Below are 21,774 nucleotides of genomic sequence, written 5' to 3'. Positions count from 1 at the left end.
GTGCCGTTGAGTCAATCCGCTTGAGCAAAGACTTCGCCCAGTGCGATTCAATCTCAGGCCTAAGGCCGTGCGGACAATCAGAGCGGCATATGAGGAAGTATCGTGATCGGCTCGCATGAAGCCATTTATGCCTCGCGAGCCTTCACTATAACAAGACGATGCGAGCTTCACACCCCCCGAAAGAGTGGACAATTCTCGACTCTGAGGACCTCTTTGGCCGAAACGCTATCTCACGATCCTCCTGCTCACAAAGGGAATCAAGCAGCGGAATATCTCCTTAGTCGGCTTTGTCGGAAGTGAAATGCTAAATGCAAGCGGCAGCAGAGTAGTTTAAGGCAGGAGTCAGAATTCGACCGCTCGACTCAACGACGATCGAAGCCCGCAGCGGCGGACTCAATCACTTAAGAACGGTTCGAGGGGAATCCAGATTTCAACCGGTCCAATGGGTGCACCGGTTTCCGATATGCTGGAAAATCGCTCAAACTCTGGTGCGTTCTTCTCTCGACGTCCGGAGTTCGCCAGCCAATGGCCCAACAACCAGGTCCAGGTATCGCGGAGCAAGGCTGTATCGATGACACGAACGACCGCATACTCTCCCGCCTCAAGAGTCAGGCGCTCACCACCAACCACACCATCCGGGCCTTCATATGCGACATTGTGATGTGCTCTGAAGAGTCGTCGTGTACGTATAATAGGTCGATCCGACACTTTGTTGTAATCCTGACCAGCCCCATTGTGAAATGGGCGTCCATACCTGAGAGCCACTTACAGTAGCGGGATACCAGATGGAGCTGTCGTAAGCAAGGTTGAAGACAAAATTCTGCCCCCGTCCTGCCTTGTTCATGATCGGAAATTGCCAATTGACATTGAGATTTCCCAGATTAACTGCATCCGGTCCGCCTGCGAAAGACCCGAACTGATATGTACCGGTCGCCACAGTCTGCGAAGTCACAAGATGAGAAGCAAAGCTGAATAGAACCAGGATCAGCGAACACAGGCGGGCGTTCTTCATGACAGGTCTCCAGATCTTCAAATATGTCTCAGTTGGTAGTAACCGAAGAAGCGCTAGGAGTAGCGCTGGTAGCTTGGAGGGTGACCACAAGGGCACCGTTCATGTACTTTGATACCGTTCCCGGGACGAGCACTCCGCCTAAATTCACATAATTGGAGAACTGGATTTCTATGGGAATATTCACCAACGCGTTGTTATCCGGATGGGCATTGAAATCGAACGCTACAGGCTGCAATGTCGTTGCATTGAGATAAATATCCGTCTGCGCTATCGCTGAAATGGAGGAAGACCCGTCGGACGCGCTGCTCAGACTTGGAGGGGCAACCAGATAATGAAGGGCTGCAATGCCATTCTTGGTTTCGCTCCCGACAAACTGAATAGTCATCGAGCCTGGTGATTTGAGAATGGACGACAGAACAACTTGCGGGCAAAACCAGGCCGCAGGTGTCTGCACATTCTGGGGAGCCATAGCGTGTGCCGTACCTTGCTCATCTACCCAGCTTCCGGAGGCCACGCCCGCCGCGATCAGACTATTCTCGGTACGCGTTCCCGACGAGAGCTGCATCTGAAGCTGACTCGTTCCCGAGATGCTGCACTGGCCGGAAAAGGTTCCAGTGTCGCTGTCCTCTCCAGCAGGCGCCTCGATAGTTCCGGACAATTGAAGCGCGCCTACATTTCCGGAATTTAAGGAGGCTATTGCTGATTGAAATACCTGTTGCGGTGTTGTGCCTTGCTGTGCTCGCGTACGCGTGGCGGTCATAGCTAGACATGCTAGGGTAATCAGCGACAAACACTTTCTCATACGTTCTCCTCTGCAACATCGCTCGCTTGACGCTATTAAGTGTGCTTTGAGCAAACTCTCCACTTGGCATACACTCCCCATTACAGGCGGAGTACGCCATAGTGTTGCCCTTATGGCTTCAATTACGCGGAATTCTTCACGATTTGCGGCCTCGAATGATCAACTGACATTCCCGTTCCATCGCCATGATCTGGGAAACGAACACAACACACTACTGCATTCGAGACAACGTCGGAGTCGCTGCCGCGCGGATCGAGGGGCCCATTCATGAGCTACGACTACTGCCGCCGCGCACGGCGTAGTCTGAAGTTGTAAAGCAGGAACGGGAAGAGTCTCGTCGAACTACGACAAATCTGTCAAGTATTTTTTGCGGCAACAATTTGCCATAAGTCAGAATGACTCATTCAGGCGTTCTAGTTAAAAATCCTACGAAAATATTTAGCGCAAATCTTATCGTCAGAAAGCTGACAGACGAACACATCGGTTCTTCTAGCCGTTTGGGTGGACCCTCATCGTGACACACCAAATCAGCGGAGGAACCGCAGGTTATAACTACGGTACAAGCCAGTTACACTCCTGGGGCCGGAAATCATCCGTCAAGCGGATGTCGGGGAACTTCTTTTTGTCAGCGTTGTGTGAATTCAAGTAGGCACTGTTTTCGTCTTCGGCCAATTCTTTGACGATAGAATCGGCCCCATCCCAAACGACAACGTAGTTTCCGACCACAGCCCTCTTGGTCAGATGGATGACCACGGTGTCGCCATTCAGAATGCCAACGCCCTCCATCGAATCTCCGCTAACCCTGCAAAGCCGCTCCTTCGACAGCTTTGCAGGAGTTCGCGGGCACTATCGATGTCAACGGGCTGGCTCTGACTTTCTGCTGTTCCCTTGCCGACCTGCACGGAGCCGATCATCTTGATCTCGAAGAACCGCAGGCCACGCACGAACTAGAAGGTCGAGGCATTCGTCTGGAAAGGCGGATCGCAGTACAGCAGTTTAATCAATGCCTCAAGCATTTTGCCGCAGGTGTCTATATTTCAGCAGTTCATCGATTCGCGCGTTTTGAGAACTTTATTGCCATCAGACGGTTGCGCCAGGAAGGACTTGCACGCCACTCAATTTCTTGCTGATATTGTCAATATCAGGATTCGTCCACATGATCTGGCTTTTTCTGTTTCTACTCCTTTTAGCCGGAGTTTTTGTTACCTATCGCCTTTCACCCGCCTCACGGGCAAGGAAGCGGGTGACCTCTGTGTTGCGGCCGCTTGAGCAACTCAAGCAAGAGCTCCTTGAACAACCGTCGAGGACTCAGGACGCGATTGGCGGAGCAGCCAACAAATATGTACAAGGAGTGCAGGCAGCCCGATTGCGGGTTATTCCCCTCGATGAATTAAAAAAGCATGGTGAGGGTATGCGTCTCCAAGCGCTCAAAGACGCTGGTATACGCACGCTGTCTGATCTTCAGGGATGGGATGAGTTTCGGATTTCCCAGGTACATGGTGTTGGCCCCAAATCCGCATCGATGATCGCGGCGATTGCCCGACAACTGACGAATACTGCCCGATCTCTTCCTATTCCACATCCCACGCCGCCCTTTGACATCGATGTCGAGCGAGAGTTGATACAGGCAATCTATCTTCAGCGGTGGCTGGAGCAGAATTTTGTATCTCCACAAGAGCATTTTGAGAGGACAATTTCGCCTCATCTGGATTCGCGCGATGAAGTACTTGAACATACCAAATTCATGTCTTGGCTTTGGACCTTTGGCAGCAGTGATTCTGTTCGGACCCGAATTGAATTGGCCAGCGGTGTGTGTGAAGAAGTCGATGGAGCGAATTTTCGTGCAGTCCACAATCAGGCTACCGCTGCGCTTATCGAGATACAAAAGCTGCGCGCCAATCGAATCGGGAATGATCTTTTAATTCAAGACTTCAATGCCAATCGGACGTTTTACGAATCGTTGCTGACGCGCCAACTTGGCAGTACAAAGCAAGAATCGACGACGTCATCATCTAAAGAGCAAGTTCACGTGGAATTCGGTCGTATCACTACCGGACCCCCTCCAGTGCCGGTGCCGCGTACACAAACTGCACCAGAAAATTTGCTTATGATCACCGTCGGAATGGGCTCGACGGTCAAGACAGCTGATTTCTCGATCCCTTCTCCTCCTAAAAAAGAGCCTGAGAAGAACTACCGTTGGTATGGAAAGGGCGAATCAACCACCGTTCAGGGATTTGAGTTGCGCACTGGCTTCATTTATGTAGGCAAAGGAAGCGCAACTGACAACCCGTTTGTGATTGACCCGCAACTCCTGGTGCAGCGTGACAATCCGTCATCCGCCGATGAATGGTTCCACCTCGGAGACTACCAAGCGCTTTCGGCTGACGTACGATGCCGTTACCTCCGGTGGCTTTCGCAAGGGGCGATAACACAAATCGAAAATGATCTTGGATTGCTCTATTTCTATGGCCTGGAAAACAGGGTTCTTGGCCTGATTCAAAACAAGATTTTAGATCCCCCCGCGGAAGAGATTGCTGAGCTGCGCGACGAGATGCTACGCATTGCAAAGCTATTCTCTAGTGCAGGGGGAAGTGTCAGGGAGGCCTGCATTCGGCTTGCGGACTTCATCTCGTTCTATTCCCTGAACGGTGCGACTCCTGAGCTTCCTGATATATGGATGCGCACCTACGAATTTCCACTAATCATGCGCTACGGCCTTGGCTGTTTTATGCGGGACCGCAAGCCCATCCCTGTTGAATGGGCAATGCGATGGGTTGAGGTCGAGCCCACCATCTATTTCCGTACCCCAGCTACTAGATGCCCACAGGAATTTGGGGCAGCATTCGCGGCAACTTATATGAAACGATTTGGCGATGGGCTTATCATTCCACCCAATAAAACGCCGCTGAAAGTGACATACACGCCATGGTGGACCCGGTATTCCCCAGGAAGCAAAGAAATCAAACTTGATACCAAAGGCATACCCGATATCGCTGCGTTAAGCACGCCCGTACAAACTCTGAAAGAGATTGTCGATCAGAGTACGGCCGCGATTGATTCCTACAGCCGATTTCTGGGCCGAACCCCGCAAAAAGCAGGCACGCTTGAAGCGTATCTTAATCTACCAGTTGCATTCTGGCCTGAAGATGCAAAAAAAACGACTGCAGGAATTAAGAACCAGCTACGCTGATTCAATTGAGCCTGTTCTGTATGACGTGTTTCTGCGACAGTTGGGCTTCACCGAAGACACCGCCTCGGCGAAGATCATGGAAATCGCGAATAATCTAAAGCGCGCATCCATTGGTATCGAACCTGATGTTCTTGCTGATGCGCGTCGCCCCAAGCCCGGAGAAAGGATTGTGCTCTTTTCTCTTATCTCTGATACGGACGCTGACCGATCGGGCAATGATTATAAGAACGCATCGATAACGGTATCTCTTGCGGCCTGTGTAGCCCTCGCAGACGGTCACGCCAGCCAGGACGAAACGGATGCGGTGGATGCAATGATTGCCTCTTGGCAGCATCTCGATGCCAACCTGCGTACTCGACTTCGTGCGAAATATCGTCTTCAGATTCATCAGACTGTTTCACTGACCAGCTTGAAGATTCGATTTGCGGCGCTGTCCAGCGAAAGCCGATTGCGGATAGCTCAATTACTTTCGTCCCTTGCGGCTGCTGACGGCGTAATTGACGCCAAAGAGGTAAAGTTCCTGGAAGAGGTCTATAAAGCCCTGGGAATTGGCAATCAGTTGCTCTACAGCCACCTACACGGAACCCATTCCCGCCCGACGCCAGATCCAGCGCCGGTGGAGAACGGCCAGGGGCTCTCCGAGGCGGCCTTTGCTGTAAATACCAAGCGCCTCGAGTATCTCCGTAGGGAGACAGAACAAGTTAGTGAACTCCTCGCCAGCGTATTCGCGGATGAGGAAGCTGCCCAAGAAGAGAAGCCGACAGAGGCAAATGTTTCTTCTGCAAATGAGGTGGCATCGAGCGAATCGCTTTTACCGGGTCTTGACCAGATCCATCAAGTGTTCTTGTCAGAACTACTTCAAAGGGCCGCTTGGTCCCGCACAGAATTGGAGTCTATCGCGGCCAAGCTACAAATTATGCTGGATGGAGCTTTGGAGCAAATTAACGATGCTGCATTTGATCTGATTGGCGAAGCACTTACCGATGGCGATGATCCAATCCATGTTCAGCAGCAACTTCTGGAGAGTGTCGAATAATGCCTCCAATTCGCCCAAGAGAGCGGGATGCAGTGCTGCAATCCCTCCGTGCCGGCGTCGTGCCCCGCATCGGCCAACATCTCATTCAGGTAGGCCGTGTACAGGAACTGCGCACGCTGATCTCAGATATTGATCGGATCGCCGATGGCGGTTCCACATTTCGCCTGGTGATCGGGGAATATGGCGCGGGCAAGACATTCTTCCTGAATCTTGTTCGCTCCATTGCCCTTGAGAAGAAGCTTGTCACAATGCACGCCGACCTCAATCCAGACCGGCGACTCCATGCTTCCAGCGGGCAAGCCAGGTCATTGTATGCAGAATTGACCCGCAGCGCGGCCACGCGGACCAAGCCCGAAGGTGGTGCGATACCGGCAATTCTTGAAAAGTTCATCGCACAGGCAAAGACGGAGGGTGAGCAGTCGGGCACGCCGACTGAGCGCGTTGTTCGGCAGAAGATTGAACATCTGGCTGAAATGGTCAACGGATACGATTTCGCAGATGTGGTATTGGCATATTGGCGAGGATTTGAAGAAGGCAATGATCAGTTGAAGGCCGATGCGATTCGCTGGCTGCGCGGGGAATTTACTACGCGAACAGAGGCACGGGCCGCACTTGGAGTTCGTACCATTGTCGATGACGCATCTGTCTACGATCAGTTGAAGCTGCTCGCCCGTTTTGTCCGCCTGGCCGGATATAGTGGTCTTCTCATTTGCCTCGATGAGATGGTCAATCTCTACAAACTCGCCAACACCCAGGCGCGGACCTCAAACTATGAGCAAATTCTCCGTATCCTGAATGACTCGCTGCAGGGATCAGCAGAAGGGCTCGGTTTCTTGCTCGGCGGCACTCCTGAATTTCTACTCGATACACGAAGGGGACTTTATAGCTACCAGGCGCTGCAATCCCGCCTGGTACAAAATTCTTTTGCGAAAGACGGGCTTGCAGATTTTACTGGACCTGTTATCAGGCTTGCCGCGCTCACCCCGGAAGATTTCCAGATTCTTCTTGAAAAGCTGCGCTTTGTATTCGCATCGGGAGACCCAGAGCGGTATCTTATGCCCGACGAGGCAATCCCTGCCTTCATGCACCACTGCAGCCAACGCCTTGGAGACAACTATTTCCGCACCCCCCGCACCACGATTACGTCATTCATTGATTTGCTGACGATTCTGGAGCAGAACCCCCAGGTGAAGTGGACGGGCCTTATTGATGGATTGGCGGTAAAGCAGGATAAAGGTGGTGAAGCCGATCTGGCAGTTGAGAGCGACGATGAGTTTACCACCTTCAAACTCTGAAACAGCTTCTTTTGGCCTGCTTGACGAACGGATTCGGCAATGGATCTGGTCGCAAGGGTGGAAAAGTCTACGCTCCGTTCAAGAACAGGCAATTCCTCTCTTGTTGGACGGGACCAGCGATGTGATTCTTGCTGCAGCCACCTCGGCTGGGAAGACGGAAGCCGCCTTCTTTCCGCTTCTGACAAGGTTGCTGCAAAATGAGTCTCGATCTGGCTTCATCCTGTCAATCAGCCCACTCAAAGCACTTATCAACGACCAGACACAGCGGCTTACATCTATCTGTGACCCGTTGGACGTTCCCGTACTCGGCTGGCACGGCGATATTTCTGCCTCAAAAAAGCAGCGATTTCTGAAAGAGATGAAGGGCGTAATGATTATTACCCCCGAGTCTCTGGAAGCACTTTTCGTCAATCGTGGAACCTTGATGCCTGCGTTCGCCAGCGCTGTTCAATGTGTTGTGATTGATGAATTGCACTCCTTTATTGGCTCAGAACGTGGCAAGCAGGTACAGTCTCTTCTTCATCGCCTCGAATTGGCTGGCCAAAAACGCATTCCGCGTGCAGGTCTATCCGCCACGTTGGGTGATAAGTCCCTGGCGGCCGAATTTCTCCGTATTGACAAAGGAAAAGTGGTTAAGACCATTGATGCAGCAAGCGAAGGCTATGAACTGAAGCTGCTTGTCAAAGGATACGTTGATGAATGGTCCGTCCCGGACAAGCGGCAGATTGAAGATTCCAATATCCGGGATGACATCGCGGAAGATGAGATTGAAGAGACAACTTCTGAAGGAGCCTCCAAATTTGCCATTGCCGACTATCTCTATCAACACCTGCACGGAACCAACAACCTGATCTTCCCAAACAGCCGTTCTTCGGTTGAATTCTACGCAGACCAACTCCGGCGCCGCTGCGAGAGGGAGGGTGTTCCAAACGAATTTTGGCCCCATCATGGAAGCCTTTCACGCGAATTGCGGGAGGAGTCCGAGGCAGCGCTGAAGAGTGGTCAAGCTGCTGCTACGGCCGTATGTACTACCACTCTCGAACTCGGTATCGATATTGGAAATATCCGCAGCGTCGCACAGATAGGTTCCCCACCTTCTGTTGCCAGCTTGCGCCAGCGGCTTGGGCGTTCCGGTCGGCGGGCCAATGAACCTGCGATTTTGCGTTGTTTTGCTATAGAGAGAAAGCTCTCTCCCAAATCAACATTCTCTGACCGGATTCGCGAAGGACTGGTCCAGACAATCTCGATAGTCCGTTTGCTCCTGGCACAATGGCTTGAACCGCCGCGGACGGAAGCATTGCACGCCTCTACTCTTGTTCAGCAACTTCTTTCTGTGATTGCGGAGAAGGGCGGCGCTACGGCTGTTGATCTATGGCAAACTCTCGTGCGCAGCAGCGTTTTCGGCCAGATTCAAGCGGCTGACTTTTCTGACCTTCTTCGAGAACTGGGAGCACGTGACCTCATCTCTCAGGAAAGTTCCGGTGTACTGCTGCTGGGTGTGCTGGGCGAAAAACTCATTAATCAATATGAGTTCTACAGCGCGTTTAACTCTGGCGAGGAATTCCGCGTTGTTGCCGAAGGCCATAATCTCGGGTCTCTGCCAATCCTGAGGCCGCTTGTGCCGGCACAGCGCATCATCTTCGCGGGACGCCGCTGGAAAGTTCAAAGTATCGACCCTGACTCCAAGGTGATCTATGTGGTGAATGACCGCGGCGGGAAACCACCGGCATTCGACGGGATTGCCGGGGCTGTCCACGGACATATACGCGAAGAGATGAAGCGCGTACTTTCGGAGACCAGCACGATACCATTCCTTGACACCAAAGCGGGTTCACTCCTTGAAGAAGCCCGTGATTGGTACAAGGCTTCCAGTTTGGCGCAAAAGCCGTATTTTTCAGACGGAGCTAGCACCCTATTGCTTGGCTGGAGAGGCGACCTGACACACGACGCGCTGTCTCTCTTACTGACGGCACGTGGTCTTCAGGCAACAAATGAAGGAGTCGCCATTCGAGTATCATCCACGGATAACCAGCGCTTGATTGCCGTGCTTAGAGCAATCGGAGAAGGATCTCCGCCGTCTATCGATGATCTCAAGATCGAGCCAGATCATGCGATCCGCGAAAAATGGGATTGGGCCTTGCCGGAAGGACTGCGGCTGCGTTCATTTGTAAGTGCTGAGTTGGATCTGAAGGGCGCTCATGAGTTAGCGGCTAGACTCTCGGCAATCAATGTAAATTCGGCCTAAATTAACGTAACTCGCGAATCGAGAAAAAATCTTTGTTACGCTGACCACCATTGTGGTACTGTTTCGATCTGTTGCTGTACAGCAGGACCTTAACTTCGGCCCTACCTCTCCCGACACAATTGCCTAGTTTCCGAAACAGAGCGCGCGCGGCCCTCGAATCGATCGTCAAGAAGCCCGCAGAGGGAGCCCCTGCTCATCAGAAAGAGCAGGAAGTGGGGCGCCCCGCAAGAGTTGCCACGGGGTTGGAGAACGGAGTCCCGCGGCCAACGAGCAGTCACACAATGACGCTCTCGGCTGGAGTAAGAAAAACGGAGCAGGAGTGCTTAGAATCGCCAATGATTGTCCAGCATTTTGAAGGAGAGTCCCTACAAAAGTCCCTACAGTCTTGTATTTTGGAGGGTGATCAGGAGGCTTAGAAGCATTGTAAATTGTTGATTATAATTGATTTACGCGGTAGGAATCGAACCTACAACCTGTCGGTTAAGGGCCCAAAAGGAAGACCTGGAGTACTTTTGTTTTCAACGGAGTAGAAGGGAGCCGAGAGGATAAATTGGAGCCTCTTCGGGGCACAACTGGACCAAGTTTTGGACCACGTTTCTTAACCCAGCCGGTTCTCGCAACCTGATGGTGGAGGAGCCGGAAGGATGTGAAATTTCGTTCGAAACTGTTTGGAATGCTATGTTGAGGGTCCGTAAAAACCGACCCTCCCGGGACGCAGTTCCGGTCTGTTGTTAATCGTGTCACCGAAGGCAAAACCTGAAATATTCATTTCCTTCTTCTCTCTTTCGCCACTTGCATACTTCAACCTCGAGGAATCCTGTCATTTCTTGAAGGGTATCTCTATCACCGTTACACTGGCGTTCGGAAACGTGTAGGGATGTTTGGCAGTGAATCTCTCTGTGTGTGTCACGGCGACCACGCGGCTCGGATTGTATTCGTCGTTCGCCTCAAGTATCCCATCGCCGGCAATGGTCGTCACCTGAGCAGGCCCACCTTCCACCGCAATGAAACTTACATCGATAACAGCGGATTCGGGACGCGTGAGATTGCGATTGACGCACAGGAGCACAATCTTGCTTCCATCCTCCGACAGCGCTGCGACGACATCGAGATACGGTGCGCCCTTGATCTCCGGTAACTGAGTGACGCCCTTCGAGATGTTGAAAGTGGGTGAAGTAGACTCGACCTTGAGCAAGGTGCGCGGCATCGCTTTTGCGTAACTCCGCAGCACCCAGTAAGCGGAAGAGGCATAGACCTGTTCCCGCTTCTTCCAGATGCCGCCAAACTCGAGAATCCCTGTCATATTGGCAATCGACACAACATCGGAGTTACGCATCATCGCATTCAGGAATCCGCCGGCAAAGAGTGCGCCTCCCAAATTGCTGTAATTGGGCGCAGCGTGCAAGTTGTTGGCGCCCATCAGCCACTCTGTAAAGGCAAACTGCACCTTGGGCCGGTGAGCATCGATGGCTTGCTGCTTCATGTCGCGTATTCGTTGCGAAAGACCCCATGGGAGGGCGAGCAATGCCATCGTGCGAAATTCGTTTGTAGCCTCGGGAAGAAGTACGTCCTCGCTCATGATGAAGTGACTGGAAAGGTAATTGAAGGTGTCAGGGGGAGTGGCAAGTTGTTGCGCGTTCCAGTCCTGAAACACGCCTGCGTCGCCTCCGGTCGCGATTAGCCGGGCACTCGGGTCGACCTTTCGGACAGCTTCGCTATTTGCCTGGGTCGCGGCCGCGGCAAGCGTCGGCGCAGGATATCCCACCTGGTAGTCTCCCCAGAGTTCATTCCCCAGCTCCCAGGTGAGCCCTCCGCGATGATCCTCCCAGTGCGCGTTGACGAAGCTGACCCACTCAGCCGCTTCGCGCGGAGTTCCGGTACCCAGGTTGAGTGCAATCTGGGGTCGTGCATGAATGAGTTCGCAAAAGCGAAGAAACTCGAGCGTGCCGAAGGTGTTGTATTCGGGTATACCCCATGCCAGGTTCAATTTACTAACGCGTATGTCTAGCGGCCCCACGCCGTCATGCCAGTTATACGCAGAGGTGAAGTTACCTCCAAAGCGAACTGCCGGAGAATGGAGTTCCCTTGCCAGCGTCAGGACATCAGGGTCCATGCCATCCACAGCGTCGTCAGGGTTCAAGCCGATGTTGTCGACCAGTACGCGTGCATCGCCATCGAGAGAGATCACCAGGTCGACGGGTTCAAGAGGAGCTACCTGGCCGGGATTCAACTCAAGGTGAAATGTGTATTTGGCCCAGGTTTCCGATGGCGCCACGACGATACTCGACGCCAGCACTTCCGCCGGGTGTGCATGACGACGCAGGGAGAGCTTTACCGCGTTGTTCCCATCGATATGCTTGAGCCAAATGCTGCCGCTAAATTTGAGCTCGCGATGAACCGGGAGATAGACCTGTTCCAGAATACCCACCTCCTTGCCAGGCAGCGACATCAGGAGGATGGATTGAGTTGAATTCGCCGCGTCTCCCCGCACAGGAGAATAGCGGTTGCCCTGGGATTCATGGAGCGGCTCCCATGGCGCCGGTAGACCGAGCGATGATGCGGCACGAAGTTCAGGACGGGAATTCCATAGCGTCTCGAGGTTTTCCGCGGACCAGAGTCCCTCTTCAAAGGAAGGATTCTCCACAACGTTGGCCCAGAGCCCACCGTAAATCGAATGACCGATAGGCTCCAGAAAACTTCCAAAAAGCGTAGGCGCTATCTCCTGCGGTGTGTCGGGCCTGCTAACTCGAATCGCGATAGGCTTGTCCTGGAGTCCCGGTGAGGACTCAGACATCTGAGACCAAGCGAGGGGAGCCGCCAACACTGACAAACAAAGCAAGGTAAGAGACTTGATGAGCCGTGGTGCCGAATTGTCAAGGATCTTCATGTTCAATGATTTCTTCTTTCGCACAAGGAAATGGATTTGAAACAGCGAAGAGACGCGGCCCATAGGCATAACTCCATGCCATGAGTTGGCATAAGGCCGCAGGGTCGCCGTGCCAGGCGATCATGATGCCTGGCACGGCGACACCAACTTCTCAGTTGGGAATTACGCTGACAAACCTCCATTGGGCTGTTGTATCGTACGCTCGCACTCCGACCTGTCCAGAGGAGAAGCTGCAATCGGTCACACTAACGTCATTGGCCGGGGTAGAAGAGTCTACAGGCTGGGCTGTCAACCGAATCTGGCAACCAACGACCTGCGCCGTGAGATGAATCCAGGTATTGGCAGGCGAAGCATTAAGAGGAGCTGCTGCTAGCTGGGTCCAACCGTAGCTCTCTTTTCCGATTTCGATAAAACCTCCAGTGTCGACTCCCAAATAATAAGCGTCCACAGAGTCAGCGCCAACGGCTGGATTGGTCGCACGGACCAAGAAGCCCGCATTTCCACTACTGGATGTAACGTCAACATCGCCAGTTAAAGTGAAGTTGCCAGAAGTAGGCCCGCCAATTGATTTGTCGCCCGATGTTTCACTTGCTGAATCGATGTAATTCTCGCTGGATAAGGACCAGGTTCCTGCGTATGTCGTCCAACCGGATGGCCCCGTACCCGCTGCAAACGGAGCGTAGTAGGGCAAGGTGGAAGTCCCTCCTACTGATACGCAGATGTTGCGCCACATTGCCGATGCAAGATGGCTGCGAACTCCGATCGCGCCGGCTGTGAACGTACATCCGGAATCGGTGTAACTGAATCCAGTCGAGGTTGTTGATCCTACCGCTTGAGCAGAAACAGTGAAAGTACACCCCACGGCTTGTACGGTGAGGTGATACCACGCATTGGTGGATACACCGCCGGGCATTGCCGTTGTTTGTAACGCCGTCCAACCGTAGCTTTCACGACCCAGAACTAAGTCGCCACTAACCGCGTCCACGCCTACATAGTAGCCATCCAGAGAATCGAGTCCCGACGCCGGATTGGTCACACGGAAGTTCAATCCAGCATCGCCTGAGCTGGTAATCTCAACATCTCCCTGCAATGTATAGTTATCCCAAGTTGGCGAGCCGGTCACTGCCTTGTCTCCGTTATTATCGGCTGTACTGTTTACGTACGCACCAGAAGATGATACAGACCAGCTACCGTCATATGTAGTCCATCCCGATGCGGAGCCGCTTCCAAATCCGTCATGATACGGGAGCATACCGGCGTAACCGACCGAAACGATATTAGCCTGAACAGAATTCATGGTTGTGCTGGTGGGAGCGCCTGCCGTCATCACACCTTCGAAGAAGGATCCTATCGTCGATTGACTGTTATCTCCGCCTATCCCAAGAATGATAGCTCCCTCTTGTCTCATCGGCGAGTACCCGCTTGGCAGGGCTGTCGAGCCCGTCGTCGTGAGGCTGCCCGATTGAGCGTTGCCCTGGTAGATGGCATAGTAATGCTGACCGTCGTTTGAGCCCATCGCGGTCACAAACGGGGTTCCGCCGGCTACAGCCAATTGCCCATAAATACCGTTCTCCATATCGAGTCCCGCGATGGGAGTGCATGGATTGGTAGTACAGATAATGTTGATCGCATCCATACGTCCGGCGCCGTCGTCATCGTTGCTCGTCTCAGCATTGCCAAAGTCGAAACAGCATCCGCCATTGAGATGGGTCCCCGATGTCACCATATACACTCCCTCTGGCTGGCCGTTGACCGCAATGCCCGTGGTCGCATCGTTGCGATAACCCATGCCAGACTGGAAGTACACGCCGTATACCTTGTGGCCACCGGCAGTTATCGGCAACGCGGTTGCAAACGCGGGGAGATCGTATCCGCCTGGACCCGGGCCGCTAGTTTCGCCACCGGGAGGGGCGACGGTTAGATTGTTATGGTTCGATGATTGATCGTAAATTTCCGTGATCGTACAGACGGTGCCGGCACAGAATGTGTCTTGCGTCGCAGCATTCGCATAGCCATCGGAGAGGACTCCGATATTCGTCGTAGTGTTGTCTGATTCACGGGTTACCTGGTAGAGAGAACCGGTATAGGAGCTATAGAGTGCTCTGGTGGTGCTGAATGCGGCAACACAAGCTGTGCTGGCCGCTGCGTAGATGTCGCATGGACCATTACTAGCCTGTGCTGGGCGGACATCGATCAAGCCGGTGACGAGAAGCGCAATAACCGATGCTGTGAACGATATTCTCCGATACAACGATTGTGATTTGTCTCGTACGAGCATTTTGCTACTCTCCTTTTCTTGATTTTGGATATCGCATCCTCGTTGCTGAGCCCACGCCCGGCATCAACCAGAACAAGAGAAATGTGGCTGCCTCCCCGAAAGTGACTTCGCGGCGCGATGCAACGAAGTGGGATAGAGAATTCAGGACCGGTGCCGCCCAATCGAGGCAACACCAGCCATTCGGTTTTTGTGAGGTGGGAGAAGAGCCGTGCCTGGCGGTCCTAACTGCCTGGCACTGCTCCAGAGTGATCAGAAGCTTACACGGATCGTGAACTGTATGTTTCTTGGGCTCGTAATGGTTGAGTTTGGAATCCCAAATGAGGAGTCCGTCGGATTCGTGTCCGGAACATTGAACATATGGCGGTTGAACATATTCAACGCTTCCGCTTTGATCACAACATTCACTCCTTCGCGGACCGGAGTGGTCTTCATTACGCTGATGTCTTCATCGTCGTAGTGCTGCATCCTCACCTCTCCTGTGACCCGAGGTGTGTTGCCAAATGTATAGGCTCCGGCACCTCGATTGGCAGTGCTGTTAGGATCACTAAAGGCCGCAGCATTGAAGAAGCTGATCTGTCCAGCGACGAAGGGATTTATCTTGCCCGAACGATAGCTCGGGCTCTTTAAGGACTGCCCCAGAACCCGGTTGTAGCGGATGAGATTATCCCAGCCGGGAATCGCGGTTGCGCAACAGAATGCGATCGGTATCCCTGACTCGTAGCGCTGAATCGTGCCGATCTCCCATCCGCCGGCAAGGTAGCTGGCGGGTCCACTGTTTAAGTACTTCTTTCCTTTTCCGAAAGGCAATTGATAGAGAGGCGCCAGAACCAGAGTATGCGGCAGGTCTTGTATTGAGATGGCCTTTTCTTCGTGAAGATCGGCGGGATTCTGAATGGTAGTAGGCTCCGGTTGCTCCGATTCGGCATTCGTCAGAGTCTTCTCAAAGGTGTAGGAAACCTGCAGAGACAAACCGTTCCTGTAGCGCCGGTTCAGAGACACGAGGAGCGCGTTGTATGTCGACATGCCGTCGTTCTGAAGGCAGCAGCCTGCGTCGATTTGAGAATACTGAGGGAAAGGACGGAGAGCGCGGTTGATGGGCGCGCCCGCGCCCCACAAAGAGTAGAACCCCGCGAAGGGGGCAACCACTCCCACGGTGTTCCCAGCCACGGCGGAATTCAGTTCATTGCCCAGGCTGAACGCACTCTGGGGAATGTTGTTGGGGTTTTCCAGAGACGAACGAAGGTTCTGGGCCTTATTGCCCGTATAGCCGACTTCGAGGATAAGATCCTGTGCAAGCTGCTCCTGAACCTGGAGGGCCCACTCAAAGAGCATGTCCGGTTTGCCTTGCGAAGACCGGATCCATTGGTCGCTCAGGGGCTGACCGTTGAAGATGCCCGGGTCGAGATCCGGCGGTTGACCGTAGGATGGGAAGCCGTTGTCGACCAGAAAAGATGGCGAAAAGCCATCGCTGCTCGTAAACGCAGGCTGAATCTTGTAGCCAACGTTCATTCCGCCGCCGTCGTCGGCATAGAGTAGCGGACCAGAGATCATGCCGGCGCCGCCGCGAATCACGGTCTTTCCATTCAGAAACGGAGTAAAAGCGAATCCGAATCTAGGTTGAAAGTCTTTGTAGTAGGTGTCGGCCCAACGCGTATTACCTTTATAGGTTGTACCGAAGACGAGGGCTCCGGGAATGTTGTACTCGGGGTCGTTCGCGGTTGGGCTGAAATTAGAGGTGTAGTTGTGTGCTGCCGTGCGGGGAATATCCACGTCCCAGCGGACGCCAAGGTTGAGGGTCAACCTGTCGCTCACCTTCAGGTCGTCCTGGGCAAATAACGCATAGTAGGACGACGTCCATCGCGGCAATGAAAAATTCAGCCCCGCCCCGAAGTTGCCGGTTGAGACTTGGCCGAGGAGAAGGCTTGCAAAGCTGTTGCCGTCGAGCTCCGAGTTCGCAGGGTCCGATGCCGTCTGCGCGCGATCATAGCCCAGAGTGGGAGTTGGATAGGAAATCGGTGAAAACTGCTGAATGCGGTAGTCCGCACCGAACTTGAAGCTGTTGCGCCCCTTCTCTATGCTTACGCTGTCATTGAAGCGCCACCCGTTGTCGATCCAATCGTTGTTCAGCGAACTGCCCAAGGCGACGTACTGATCCCGGCTGTTGAAGCTGATATTGGTAAAGTTTTTGGAAGGAGGCGCATTGGAAATTCCAAGCTTCTGCGTGTAATCGATGTTCCCTAAGGCCGGAAAGGCAAAACAGGCGCTGTTCGAGCGGTTATATCCGAAGTTGAAGTGGTTCAACATGGTTGGCGTAATAATGAAGTCCCAACCAGCTCGGGCAAAATGCGTCGTGAAGTTCTGGCTCCAGCCAATAGAAGCTTCAGGGTAAGGAAGATTTGGAGTTGAGCAGCAGGTGCGGAGATTGTCGCGTGACGAGTAAGATGCGAATAACTTCTGCCGGGGAGAAGGACTGGCATCAATCCGGATGGTGTTAGTGGTGTTGTTGATTGGCTGCGTAAAGGGATAATAGAAGTTGTTAATCAGGCCCGGCTCCGTCGGAGAGGGAGTATAAGCGAGAACGTTTGTCGCCACCGCACTGATCGGCGTCGTAATCTTGTTGCCCGCGAAGGGAAGCCGGCATGGCGTTCCGTTGACAACCCGTTGTGTTGAAGGATCGAATATCTCGCCGGGATATACAGGCTGGCCGTTACAAGGATTGATAGCCGTGCTGCCGCCAGCCGGTGGCGCCGCCGGATTATAGAGATCGGTAAAATCCCCGCCCCGTTCGGGAACAGTCGGCACAGTGCTGATCATCGTCCCGCCAACTGTATGCAGGATTTGCTCCCAGGCGAAGAAAAACTGGAGCTTATCGACCCCGTTGATAACGTGCGGAACCCTTACAGGTCCACCCAGCGTGACTCCAAAATCGTTCTGCGTATCGGCGGGTTTCACATAATTACTGGTGCACAGAGGAGTATTGTTCGCGCCCACGCAGATCGTTGCTAGACCTCCATTATTGAACCAGGTGTTTCCGTCGAGCGCTGCATTCTTGACGATGTCGAATGCTGTGCCGTGATATCGGTTCGTACCGCTCTTAGTCACAAAGCTCTCGGTGCCGCCCTCTGTCCGTCCGTACTCCGCCTCGGGAATCCCCGTCGTCACCTTGAATTCCTGAAGCGCCTCTACGGATGGCGCCTCTTCATCGAACTCGGAGCCGTTTTCGCTTCTAATCTGGTCCGCGCCGTCGAGAATGTCGCTATTGGCCTGCATCTCAGAGCCCGAGATCCTCAAGTTATAAATGTCGCCGGTCAAGCTGGATTCAGAGCCGGGGCCCGTCGTGCCAGGCAGCAGGAATTCAAAAGATTCAGGCGAGCGAAGAGCGCCGACGCCGCCAAGCGCAAGCGGCAGTTCTTCGATCTCCCGGTTCTGAATTGTTCCACCAATGTCAGATGATCGCGTCTCAATGGTCGGCGAAGAAGCATCCACACTGATCGTCGTCTCGGCGCTGCCGGCTTTCAGCGTCAAGTTCAGGGCGGACACATTGCCCACCGTAACCTGCACCCCATGCTGGACGAGCGTCGAAAAGCCGGGGGCTGATGCAGTGACATCATAGGAACCCAGATTCAACTCCGGAAAGTTATAGGAACCTTCGGCGCTCGAAACCGTGGTCCGCGTCACACCTGTATTGGGGTCGCGGGCGCTGATCTTGGCTCCCGAAATGACCGCGCCCGACTGGTCCAGAACATTTCCTGAAAGAGATCCGCGCGTCGATTGTGCAATGGCCACATTAGATGGAAAGTACGTACCTGCTAAAGTCAGGATCGCGAAGATCCCGACCAGTACTTTGATCGTCCAGCTCCAATTCTTCATTGTGTCGCCTCCTCGCCCATTGTTTTGCCTCCTCGAATTTTCAAAACCGACGGCTTCCATGACGAATGCAGGAGATTGTCGTACTTGGCGCATCTTTGTCATGGTTCCGCTTCCAATCCGCGTCTTCACACTTATTACTTCCTCCGCCATCACTTCCTCCGGAATTACTTTCTCAAAACACTTCTTGCGGCTGCTTCAGTGCAAGCCAAATCGCTCCCCGTGTCTTGTTTCCGGGCTTCATCCCCGCAGCGGCTTTGTTACGTTGATTTTTCGTGATTCACGACGCCAACATATATACATACCGGATTTGCATATGTCAACGATGAAATATATATACCTATCGAGCATCAGGAGGCGGTGGTGAAAGAGTAAGAGTCTTCAACCAAGCCAACCCCGCACGAGAGGACATCTCAATCAAGCCTGCTCTCGTAGCGGTTCGCGCAAGGAAGAGATCAGCTGTAATATATGGATATATGTCGTTTATTTCTAGATATATATAAATTTCCATCCGACCCGCAACCCCAGCAGAAAACCAGGAAAGAACGTCGTGTCACGGATCATTCGCCTCGCGCACGAGCACGTCGGTGGTGAAGAGTCTGGCCGCTCACGCCCTTTCGATTGCATTTCAGCTATAACCTCTCTATTACCATATATTTCCGGATATTCGCAAGAGATTCCGCTAAATAGATACTAGACACGTATACATATATGCTAAAAACTATGTGCTATCGTGAAATGCATGAAAAACACTCTCGCAATCGATATCGGAGGAACGAACTTCAGTATCGCTGTCTTCGAGGGGACATCGTTGAGAGGAAAGCTCTCGCACCCGACTGACCGAACCGCAGGTCCGAAGGGTATGTTGGATCGAATCGAAAAGATGCTCAAAGTCCAATGGCGCGACACAGCCATCCACGGATGCGGAGTTGGATTCGGCGGTCCAGTTGACTTCGCTGCCCAGAAGGTTATTGCTTCCACGCATGTGGACGGTTGGGAAGGTTTTGACCTGGCCAGAGAGGTTCAGGAGCGATTCGGCGCGCCGGTCGTCATTGATCGCGACAGCATGGTCGGCGTTCTAGGGGAAGGGTATTTTGGGGCAGGCCGAGGCTTCCGGCCGCTCTTTTATATCACGCTTTCCACGGGAATCGGAGGCGGGCTGCTTACCGAGAATGGGCTATATCGTGGAGCTGACTCATTTGCCTGTGAATTAGGTCACCACACGATCGTTCCGGGCGGGCCGGCCTGTCTCTGCGGCTCCAACGGCTGCCTCGAGCGAATGTGCTCCGGGCTCTGGCTTGAACGCGATTATGGCAGTCCTGCACAAAAACTCTTCAAGGATCCGGAGTTTGTTTCTCGTTATGTGATTCATCTTGCCCAGGGGATCAAGAGCTGCCTGATGTTCCTCAATCCTGCCCGCATCATCATCGGCGGAGGAATCAGCCAGGCCGGAGATTTGCTCTTCGTTCCCTTGCGAGAGGAGTTGGCCCGCCAAATGACGTCCTGGTGGAAAGCGAACGTCGCAGTGGTTCCGGCTGCTCTCACCGGAGAGAGCGTTCTTTGGGGGGCCTTAGCTCTCGTTGCCGAACATATTTATAAGCAGAATCCGGCGCGTCTTGATCGGCTTAACGATGCAGTTGTTCCTCCATCGCTTCAAGCCTGACTCCGCGTGTTTCCGGAAAGAAAAGAATCACAACGATGAATTGGAGCGCCGTAAATCCCGAGAAAAAATAGAACGGTCCTGAATGCCACCTGGCAGCGGCAATCGGAAAGACCATCGATACCAGGGCATTCATCAGCCAATGCGTAAAGCTGCCAATGCTCTGCCCCTTGGCCCGCACCCGGTTCGGAAAAACTTCGCTGATATAGACCCATATTACAGCCCCTTGTGAAAAGGTGAAGAAACCGATAAAGCCCATCAGGAGCCAAACGAGAGATCCCTGATACTGTTCCAGCCGAAATATTGTGCCGACCCCAAAAAGACAAATCGTAGTCCCGACAGAGCCAATGAGGAGAAGCATCCTGCGGCCAATCCTATCGATGACCAACATCGCCAAAGTCACGCCGATGAGGTTGGTAATGCCAATGAGCACCGCCTGAAGATCGCTTGATCCTTTGTCAAAGCCGGCTTTTTCAAAGATGTCATTCAGGTAGTAGAGGATGGCGTTGATGCCCGAGAGCTGGTTGAACATTCCAATGGAAATGGCAAGAAATATGGGAAGGCGATAGCGCCATTGAAAGACATTCCCTCCTTTCGATCCAACTGCAACCTGCAAAGACCTGGAGATTTCGCCGAGTTCAAGTTCCGGATCGGGGTCGCCGTTTCGCCTGAGCACTTCCAATGCCTCCGGCATCTTGGTTTTACCCACCAGCCAGCGGGGGCTTTCAGGAATGAAAAATAAAGCAAAGTAGAAAACTAAAGCCGGGATGATCGCAACGCTGAATTTCCAGCGCCAGTCTGCTGCTCCAAGGTGCAACAACCCCAGGCAGAAGTTAGAAAAGTATGCGGACAACATTCCAAGTACAACATTGAATTGAAACGCCATTACCAGGCGGCCGCGAAGATTCGGCGGAGAGATCTCCGCAATATACGTTGGGCTGATCACCGACGAGGCGCCAACTGCCAGGCCGGCGAGCACACGAAAACACATCAGGGGGTACCATCCCCAGGCCAATGCGCACCCCAGGGCAGAAAGCACATAAAGCAGGCCCAGGGCGCGAAGACAAGTGCGACGGCCAAACATATCTCCCAGTTTCCCCGCAAAGCCGGCCCCCAAAACTGTGCCCCATAGCGCACTTGATACCGTGAGGCCAAGAACAAACGGAGAAAGATGAAAAGCATCGGTGAGCGAACTAGTTGTTCCCGCAATGACCGCAGTATCGAACCCGAATAGAAGCCCGCCCAGCGATGCAATCAAACATGTGGCCAACAAGGTTTTGTTGAGAGCTCTGCGTATTTCAGACATCTGCAACTCCAAAGGCCCAATCGGCTATAAACATGACATTCAGTGACTTCACGTGTCTCGTGAGTTTGCAGCGCCTAACTGCCCTTTGACGTGGCGTATACGCCTTTGAGCCGAGACGACAACTCCCGCATTGCCCGTTCTCATTTCCTTCCTCTGGACCGCTCCAAGCGTAGAAATAAGAACTGGCCGTCCCTTT

Annotated in this window: 14 protein-coding genes; 6 read left to right on the top strand and 8 right to left on the bottom strand. The window is 53.2% G+C overall.

The window, feature by feature from the left end; translation table 11 throughout:
* Positions 1–393: 393 nt before the first annotated feature.
* From VO84_RS23390 to VO84_RS18780, 4 genes are all read right to left on the bottom strand, one after another.
* Complete coding sequence (locus VO84_RS23390) at positions 394–630, bottom strand: GyrI-like domain-containing protein (protein ID WP_058189277.1); 237 nt, start codon at positions 628–630, stop codon at positions 394–396.
* A gap of 13 nt (positions 631–643) precedes the next feature.
* Complete coding sequence (locus VO84_RS22940; protein ID WP_058189276.1) at positions 644–1,012, bottom strand: hypothetical protein; 369 nt, start codon at positions 1,010–1,012, stop codon at positions 644–646.
* 28 nt (positions 1,013–1,040) lie between these two features.
* On the bottom strand, positions 1,041–1,772 hold the full coding sequence (locus VO84_RS18785) for a hypothetical protein (protein WP_157440002.1): 732 nt from the start codon (positions 1,770–1,772) through the stop codon (positions 1,041–1,043).
* Between the two features lie 594 nt (positions 1,773–2,366).
* Positions 2,367–2,639 (bottom strand): LexA family protein, encoded by a 273-nt coding sequence (locus tag VO84_RS18780; protein WP_269431433.1) that lies wholly within the window; start codon positions 2,637–2,639, stop codon positions 2,367–2,369.
* A gap of 2 nt (positions 2,640–2,641) precedes the next feature.
* Here VO84_RS18780 and VO84_RS18775 point away from each other — a divergent pair, with 2 nt between their 5' ends.
* The 5 genes from VO84_RS18775 to VO84_RS18755 are packed head-to-tail and all read left to right on the top strand — an operon-like array spanning position 2,642 to position 9,580.
* Complete coding sequence (locus VO84_RS18775) at positions 2,642–2,944, top strand: hypothetical protein (RefSeq protein ID WP_058189273.1); 303 nt, start codon at positions 2,642–2,644, stop codon at positions 2,942–2,944.
* A 26-nt stretch (positions 2,945–2,970) separates the two neighbouring features.
* Entirely contained in the window at positions 2,971–5,004 is a 2,034-nt protein-coding gene (locus VO84_RS18770) for a TerB N-terminal domain-containing protein (RefSeq protein WP_082662164.1), read from the top strand.
* Positions 4,961–6,040 (top strand): tellurite resistance TerB family protein, encoded by a 1,080-nt coding sequence (locus VO84_RS18765; protein ID WP_082662163.1) that lies wholly within the window; start codon positions 4,961–4,963, stop codon positions 6,038–6,040. Before VO84_RS18770 ends, VO84_RS18765 begins: the two co-directional genes overlap by 44 nt.
* The gene (locus VO84_RS18760; protein WP_058189270.1) at positions 6,040–7,335 is read left to right on the top strand and encodes an ATP-binding protein; all 1,296 of its coding nucleotides are present in this window, start codon (positions 6,040–6,042) and stop codon (positions 7,333–7,335) included. The genes VO84_RS18765 and VO84_RS18760 overlap by 1 nt, the downstream gene beginning before the upstream one ends.
* On the top strand, positions 7,280–9,580 hold the full coding sequence (locus tag VO84_RS18755) for a DEAD/DEAH box helicase (protein WP_197414110.1): 2,301 nt from the start codon (positions 7,280–7,282) through the stop codon (positions 9,578–9,580). Before VO84_RS18760 ends, VO84_RS18755 begins: the two co-directional genes overlap by 56 nt.
* A gap of 820 nt (positions 9,581–10,400) precedes the next feature.
* Here VO84_RS18755 and VO84_RS18750 read toward each other — a convergent pair.
* The 3 genes from VO84_RS18750 to VO84_RS18740 form a co-directional block, all read right to left on the bottom strand.
* Complete coding sequence (locus VO84_RS18750; protein ID WP_197414109.1) at positions 10,401–12,374, bottom strand: alpha-L-arabinofuranosidase C-terminal domain-containing protein; 1,974 nt, start codon at positions 12,372–12,374, stop codon at positions 10,401–10,403.
* A 244-nt stretch (positions 12,375–12,618) separates the two neighbouring features.
* Entirely contained in the window at positions 12,619–14,745 is a 2,127-nt protein-coding gene (locus VO84_RS22935; protein WP_058189268.1) for an arabinofuranosidase catalytic domain-containing protein, read from the bottom strand.
* A gap of 249 nt (positions 14,746–14,994) precedes the next feature.
* Complete coding sequence (locus VO84_RS18740) at positions 14,995–18,615, bottom strand: TonB-dependent receptor (RefSeq protein ID WP_197414108.1); 3,621 nt, start codon at positions 18,613–18,615, stop codon at positions 14,995–14,997.
* A 739-nt stretch (positions 18,616–19,354) separates the two neighbouring features.
* On the opposite strand from VO84_RS18740, the gene VO84_RS18735 reads away from it, so the two are divergent.
* Complete coding sequence (locus VO84_RS18735; RefSeq protein ID WP_082662160.1) at positions 19,355–20,275, top strand: ROK family protein; 921 nt, start codon at positions 19,355–19,357, stop codon at positions 20,273–20,275.
* On the opposite strand, the gene VO84_RS18730 is transcribed toward VO84_RS18735, so the two are convergent.
* Positions 20,238–21,578 carry a sugar porter family MFS transporter gene (locus VO84_RS18730; protein WP_058189266.1) on the bottom strand — a complete coding sequence of 447 codons (1,341 nt, stop codon included), beginning with the start codon at positions 21,576–21,578 and terminating at the stop codon, positions 20,238–20,240. The two genes, VO84_RS18735 and VO84_RS18730, sit on opposite strands and share 38 nt — an antisense overlap.
* Positions 21,579–21,774: the final 196 nt, after the last annotated feature.

Source organism: Occallatibacter gabretensis, from assembly GCF_001449115.1.
Taxonomy (GTDB): Bacteria; Acidobacteriota; Terriglobia; order Terriglobales; family Acidobacteriaceae; genus Telmatobacter; species Telmatobacter gabretensis.
The sequence above is the reverse complement of the archived record's forward strand: the minus strand, read 5'-3'. Positions and strand labels throughout refer to the sequence as shown.